Raw genomic sequence first — 6,134 nt, 5'->3', positions numbered from 1 at the left:
CGCCGGTTCCGGCACCGCCGCCACCGCCAACAACAGTGGCATACAGCCACGTCACGTTGGCGGGGACGGTGAACGAGAAGGCTCCGGCCGCCGTGAAGGACTGAAGATTGCGCGCTGGGCTGAGGGAGGGCGCGACAGTCGGGAGGTTGGCGACGATAATCGCAAGAACCTGGCTTGGTGTCAGGTCGACGATGCGGAAGTCGGTGCCGTCGTCGATGACGACGAGGGGCTGCGCCGCGGCATAGTCGCCAGACTGCAATGCGGACCCATCGCTGCGCGTCAGCGGCTCGACGCCGAAGCCGACGTTGATCGTGGTGGCACCAGCACAGGCATGGGCCGGGAAGATGAGGTAGGCGAGGTCTGCGGTGCGAGCGGTGACGGCGGGGGTCGCCGTGGCGACGATGGCGGTTGCGGTGGACGAACTATCGCTGCCGGTGTGCCAGAGTGCTGTTGCCGGTGGTGTGGGGGCAGCGGCGATGACGTCGCTTTTCGTCAGCCCGATGCGGTAGCAGCCGACGCCATCGAAGAATAGGATCATCCAGGTCGAGGCTGGATTGTCGCCGACCGCAAGCGTGCCAGTTCCGGCGCGCGTAATATCGATGTTGCCGATGGAGTTGGCGTTCAGTGTTGGTGCCGTCGTCGCGTTGGGCGTCGCGGGCGTTTTCACGACAAGGAAGCTGCCGGGTTGATACCCGCCGGACGTCGCCGCAACCATCGGCGGAATCGCCGTGACGACCATGGCGTCGCCGGTCCCGGTCGCGACGCCGTAGTGAACGGAGCTCGACGCCATGACGCCCTTCAGCGCCGCGGTGAACTTGGCTTCGAAGTTCGCGACGATGCCATCGTCGAGGACGTCGGCCGGCTGGTTGTCGGCGGTGAACTGGCCCATCGCCGCCGCGATGGTAGTGACCTGACGCAGAACCGTGTTGACGTCGTAGGGCTGCGCGACGCCGTTCTGGAAACCCTGCGCGAGATAGCCCTGGGCGGCGTAGGTCGCCGGGTCGAGCGTGTTCGCTCCGTCGCCAGCGGCGAAGGTCTTGAACTGGTTCTGAGGCATCAAAAGGATCCGATCAGAGAAGACCGAGGAGCCCGCTGTTTTCAGCGAGGCTAAAGTCGAGGGTGCCCGGCACGATGAGTTGTGCGGACTGTCCGATGAGATCGGCTGGTTTCACGGCCCATGCGCCGCCGCCCCAGCCGGTTATGAATTCGTTGTCCATCCCGAAACCAAACAGCGGGGCGCCGTCGACGGAGGTCACCGCGATATCGACGGTGACACCTTCCGGTTTCGCGCCGACGAGGCCTTCGTTTAGGATCGCGAGATCGATGACCTGCGGGATCTTGCCGGCGAAACCGACCGTCATCTTCATGTCGACGGACGACAGGCTCGGATCATTCAGGTTCGCGTCGGCCGGAACCCACGTCCCTCGGCCCCAGCCACGGTTCGGATCGCCCCAGGTGAAGAATTCCTTCGGCTGCGCCGAGTAGGAATCGTCCGAAACGAAGACGAGCGTGGCTTGGTCCGTGAAGTAGGCGTTGTAGATGCCCTCTTCGCCCTCAACCGTGCCATCCCAGGTATTGGCCAGGATCTTGGCGAACAGCAGGCGGCGATAGGTGTCGTCGTCGAGACTGTAAAGGCTGGTTCCGACGTCGTAGCGGCCTTTCCAGACGCCGGCGCCCCAGCCGCGGATCGGGTCGCCCCAGGAGAAGAACAGTCCCTGCAGCGCGTAGGGAACGAGACGCGATAGGCCCACACGGACGCCGACCGCATCCAGCTGGACGCCAATGGCATCGTCGAGATCAAAGTCGTCGATAAGGGCGAAGAGCGCGGACTGAATCCGCGCTAGCGGATCGACCGAAAATCCAACGGTCGCGACGAAGTTGGGCTGGCCCGCATGCAGCGGCGGGATCAGCGCGAGGTAGTCTGAGGTCTCTGCCATCGGCCGCGATCAGGTCGTTGCGTTCACGGTGACGAGCGTGGGATCGCAATACGGCGCCTCGTTGAAGGCGATGGCGACGTCCGCCGCGGTAAGCGGGTTGCCGTCACGCGAGACCGTGAGGCCGAGCAGCTCGAACGTGCTTGCCGCGACACCAGTCAGCAACGCCGGCGCATAAGCGCGTGCCAGCATGATGCGTCCTGCCGACCCGGCGCCAATTCCAAGCGCGTTGGTCCAGTCCGACAAGGCCTGCTGAAGCTGGGTCTGCACATCGACGGTGAAGCCGGTCAGCGCCTTAATGCTGATCCCCCAGGAAATCGACGGCTGGGTCGACCGAAAGAAGTTGATGGCGCGCGGGATACCGGCTGCGCCGGTTGTAACCGTGACAACGGTGGTACCGTAGGTGCCGGCCGACAGCTTGCGGCTGGCGATCGCCGTCGCAATCGCGGTGTTGTCGCCGCCGTCAACGACGACGCAGATCGAGTGGCCCGGGATGCCGTTTGCATCTGGCGCGTTGGTGTCGTTCTCGTAAATCCGGAGCCGGGTGACACCGAGAGCGGCGATGGCGCCATAGATGCCGTCGACGACACCGGTCGCGGCAAGCATCGTGGACTCGGATTGACGGACGCGAAGCTGGGGATCCTGCTCAACAGGAGCGCCTGGCGAAGCAGCGGCCGCGTTCGAGGCGGACTGCCACCCCTTCGTCATGTTCTGAATGCTTGAGATCGTCCCGGCGGCGGCCGTGATGGCTCCAGCAGTTTGGCAAATCGCGGTGACGACGATCTGACCCGACAGCGGGATCGTGACGACGGTCGGCATCGACCATTTGTTGGAGCCGTCCGAGACAACGCCCGAAAAAATGATGGTGCCAACGGTGCCGGCGATCGTCAGATCGGCGGTCGAGAAACCGGCGATCAGCCGCTCGATTCCGTTCGTTTTGACGATGCTGGATAGACCGGCGCCTTGTGCTGTCGCAGGCGAGAACGCGTTGTAGACCGCGGCGAAGGCGGCGCAATAATCGTTGAAGGCGGTGGCCTGGATGCCGACCCACTCGCCGTCCTGGTCATCGGAATCGAGCGAGACGTCGCTGCCGTAGACGCTGCGGTAATCATTCTGCAGCGCGGCAAGGATGTCGGCAAAGGCCGGAATGACGCAGCCGGCGGCGGTGACGGTCGGCACCGGGACGGTCGAGGTGAAGGTGCCCGCCGTACCCATCAGCGCGAACTCCTGACGTCACCGTTCGGGCCGGGGACCTGGGTCGAGACCAAGGTCTGGCCGTAGGCCGTGTCGATCGAAACCGAGACGGTATAATCGCGGGTGCCGCGGACCAGCTGGCTGCTGTAATTGCTGATGCCGACGACACCGCTCGTGCCCTGAATGCGGGCGCGGATCGCGGGATCGCGGGTCGAGTCCGTGCGGAGCCCGAGTACGTCGGTGCGCCAGGTCATGCCATCCGACAGGCTCAGAAACCAGTCACCGACATAGAGGCCAAGCCTCGTTTGGACCTTCTGCGCGACGCCCTGCTTTTGATTGACCCAGAAGTTCTTCTGCCCTTGGCCGAACGTCATGTCGCCCGTGGCTGACAGAGCTCTCACGCGCATCGTCAGCTCGTCGCGAAATAGACGTGGGCGGTATCGCCCAGGTTTTCGAACGTCGGTACCGCGCCACGATCGCCATCGGTCATGACGAACAGCTTTCCAGCGAACCCAAGATAGGCGTACTGCGCGAGGAGATCGGCGCCGGTAACGAGCGGGATACCGCAGACCAGCGCGTTACCGGAGGCATCGCTGATGTCGAGCAGCCAGCCGCCCTGATCAACGTTCGCGTAATGGAAGCGCAGCTTGTAGGTCGTGGGACCCAGCGCGATGGTCATCGTCGTAGGCTGCGGCGATAGCGGTATTTCGAAGACGGTCGTCATGAGCCGCCTCGCTTAACCGACCGGTGCCGTCGTCGTGACACCGGCGTCGCTGCCGACGCCGGCCGGGAGGGTCGGCAATAACGCGGGTTGCAGCGTCTGATTGCCTGTGTTCACCTCTGGTGCCGTGCTGGCGGGCGTGGCCTGGTTGGCCTGCGATGCCGTGGCGGAGCCCGACGTGTCCGAGATGATGACCTGCTGGAGACGGGCCGTGACCATCAGCGCGAACTCAGACGTCTCGTCCGTTACCACGGTGATGTTGCCGAACAGCATGCTGGAATAGAAGCGTTTCCCAGTCGAGACGTCGAAGGTCTGCCGCGTCGCCTTCAGCGCCAGCATGGCCTGATAGACATCCTGGATGTAGCCGGCATAGCCCGCGGTCGAGTCCGAGGCGGCGCAGGTGATCTCGACGACCTGCGGGTTGGCGAAAACATGATCCGAAATCGGCGTCCCGTTTTCGACGGGATGCACCGTGATGGTATCTTCGTCGGAATGGACCTCGCGGACCGTGACGTCGAAGACGAGCGTGCCGATATAGCGCGTGGCGGAGGTGAACAGGGCGTACGGCGCCGTCGCGTCGCCGAGGATCTGCGTCGCCGCCGACGTGAGTCCATCGATGAACGACATCGGCAGATCCGCGAAGAGAGAGGGCCGCCTCGGTGGCGAAACGTTCAGTGATTTGGAAACGAAGAAGCGCCCGGCAGGCTCTCAGCCTCGGGCGCTTGCGATGACGGGCGGGCTTAAGCACAGCACCGGTCAGTTCAGGATTGCTACGCGATTTCGGTTCCGCGCGCAAGTGACCAAACCACCCCGACAGCCGGGCGCTTGCATTCTTGTATCCTACAGGATACAAATATCAATAGGAGATGTTGAGAGATGGCTGTTAGCCGAACGACTGACTACGACGCTTGGTTTAGCGGCCTCTCCGACGCCAAAACTCGCGCTCGGATCGAGGTGCGGATTGTACGTCTCGAAGGGGGCAATCCCGGCGACGTGAAACCGATCGGCAAGGGAGCAAGCGAGCTGCGCTTCACATTCGGGCCCGCGTATCGCGTCTACTATATTCAAGAGGGTTCAGAAATCACGCTTTTGTTTGGCGGCAATAAATCTAATCAGTCGGCCGATATAAAGCACGCTTTAAGTCTACTGGAGGACTGATCGATGCCCCTCAAGAAAAACGTCATTGTGGCGCCTTATGAATTCTCCGACTACATCCACACCGCAGAGGATGCCAAGGCAACGATCTCCGTCGCTTTCGATGATGGCGATCCCGCCGTGATCACCAAGATGCTCGGCGCCGTTGCGCGGTCGAAGGGTATGGCTGCACTGTCGGAAGAGACCGGACTGACGAGAAACAGTCTCTACAAGGCCCTCGCCGACGGCAGCAATCCCTTATTTGCGACCGTAGTGAAGGTCGCAGATGCCCTTGGCTATGAGATAGCCGTAAAGCCTAAACGCGATGAGAAAGCGGTTCGGCGGCCAGCGCTAACTGCAAAGGCCCATGGCGGATTTCGAGCTCCAGCGATGGCTAAGACCGCATCCGCTCGGCCCAAGGCAGCCTCGGCAACTAAGGCGATCGCGAAAGCCGCCGTTGCGAAGAAGGCCACCGCTACAAAAGCATCCGTCGGGCCCAAGAAGGCTGGCAGCTCCAAGGCAGCCTCATCTCCGAAAGCATCGGTGAAGACGAGGCGTCATTCGGCTGGCAAAAGCGGCTAAGGATGGCTTTGCGGGGCCACCCTTTCCGTGTTCTCTCAACCGACATTAGCGCCCTCGGCTCGCCTGATCAGGTCGCGATGCGCCTGGTCGGCCATGACGCGCGCCGCGGCAAGATTGCTTTTCGCGTCGCCGCCTTTGACCTTGTAGGTCCCGGCGCTGGTGAGGTTGGTGTCGCCGCCCATGTTGTAGAGCATGCTCTGGTGGATGGTCGGGGTGTCACCCAGCGGACGGACGGGTGTATCTGTCTTGGGCTTCCCATGCAGGAACGGGTTCTTCGGGCTTCGATAAGCCTCGTTCTGAGCTCGCATCAAATCTTCCGACGTCGGCTTTTCCCCGACGGCTGGCGTCGGCGCGTCCTTCTTTTCCCAAGGCCGGACACCGCGCCACTCGAAGTGCATGTTGTCCCGGTTACGCCAGTCGCCACCCCAGGACAGCCCGTTCTCTGCCGCAAGCTTGCTGACGTTGGCCGGCAGGTCTGTTCGGTTATCATGGAAGCCGTTGCCGAGGCCGAAAGGGTTCACGTCGACGGCATTGCCGTAGGCGTGCTCCGACAGACGAGCGCCATTGCT

The 6,134-nt window shown here is 62.8% G+C and carries 8 protein-coding genes and 1 pseudogene; 2 read left to right on the top strand and 7 right to left on the bottom strand.

Going from position 1 to position 6,134, the window contains the following annotated elements; all coding sequences use genetic code 11:
- The 6 genes and pseudogenes from GSQ79_RS19035 to GSQ79_RS19010 all read right to left on the bottom strand — a co-directional run.
- Positions 1-1,057 (bottom strand): annotated as a pseudogene (locus GSQ79_RS19035) (hypothetical protein); the annotation flags it as partial.
- Between the two features lie 13 nt (positions 1,058-1,070).
- Positions 1,071-1,937 carry a DUF2612 domain-containing protein gene (locus GSQ79_RS19030; protein WP_158810246.1) on the bottom strand — a complete coding sequence of 289 codons (867 nt, stop codon included), beginning with the start codon at positions 1,935-1,937 and terminating at the stop codon, positions 1,071-1,073.
- A gap of 9 nt (positions 1,938-1,946) precedes the next feature.
- On the bottom strand, positions 1,947-3,149 hold the full coding sequence (locus GSQ79_RS19025; RefSeq protein ID WP_158810245.1) for a hypothetical protein: 1,203 nt from the start codon (positions 3,147-3,149) through the stop codon (positions 1,947-1,949).
- The gene (locus tag GSQ79_RS19020) at positions 3,149-3,529 is read right to left on the bottom strand and encodes a hypothetical protein (protein WP_210253136.1); all 381 of its coding nucleotides are present in this window, start codon (positions 3,527-3,529) and stop codon (positions 3,149-3,151) included. Before GSQ79_RS19020 ends, GSQ79_RS19025 begins: the two co-directional genes overlap by 1 nt.
- 8 nt (positions 3,530-3,537) lie before the next feature.
- Entirely contained in the window at positions 3,538-3,852 is a 315-nt protein-coding gene (locus GSQ79_RS19015) for a hypothetical protein (RefSeq protein ID WP_158810244.1), read from the bottom strand.
- A 12-nt stretch (positions 3,853-3,864) separates the two neighbouring features.
- Entirely contained in the window at positions 3,865-4,476 is a 612-nt protein-coding gene (locus GSQ79_RS19010) for a phage baseplate protein (protein ID WP_158810243.1), read from the bottom strand.
- A 249-nt stretch (positions 4,477-4,725) separates the two neighbouring features.
- On the opposite strand from GSQ79_RS19010, the gene GSQ79_RS19005 reads away from it, so the two are divergent.
- Both GSQ79_RS19005 and GSQ79_RS19000 read left to right on the top strand, forming a co-directional pair.
- Complete coding sequence (locus GSQ79_RS19005; RefSeq protein WP_158810242.1) at positions 4,726-5,007, top strand: type II toxin-antitoxin system RelE/ParE family toxin; 282 nt, start codon at positions 4,726-4,728, stop codon at positions 5,005-5,007.
- A gap of 3 nt (positions 5,008-5,010) precedes the next feature.
- Positions 5,011-5,565 carry an addiction module antidote protein gene (locus GSQ79_RS19000; RefSeq protein ID WP_158810241.1) on the top strand — a complete coding sequence of 185 codons (555 nt, stop codon included), beginning with the start codon at positions 5,011-5,013 and terminating at the stop codon, positions 5,563-5,565.
- 35 nt (positions 5,566-5,600) lie between these two features.
- Here the strand turns inward: GSQ79_RS19000 and GSQ79_RS18995 are convergent.
- Positions 5,601-6,134: M15 family metallopeptidase (locus GSQ79_RS18995; protein ID WP_210253135.1), on the bottom strand; the 534-nt coding region annotated here is incomplete at its 5' end.

The sequence above is a fragment of the Beijerinckia sp. L45 genome (genome assembly GCF_009765775.1).
Lineage (GTDB): Bacteria > Pseudomonadota > Alphaproteobacteria > Rhizobiales > Beijerinckiaceae > RH-AL1.
Note: the sequence above shows the minus strand (reverse complement) of the source record. Positions and strands in the feature narration are given on the sequence as shown.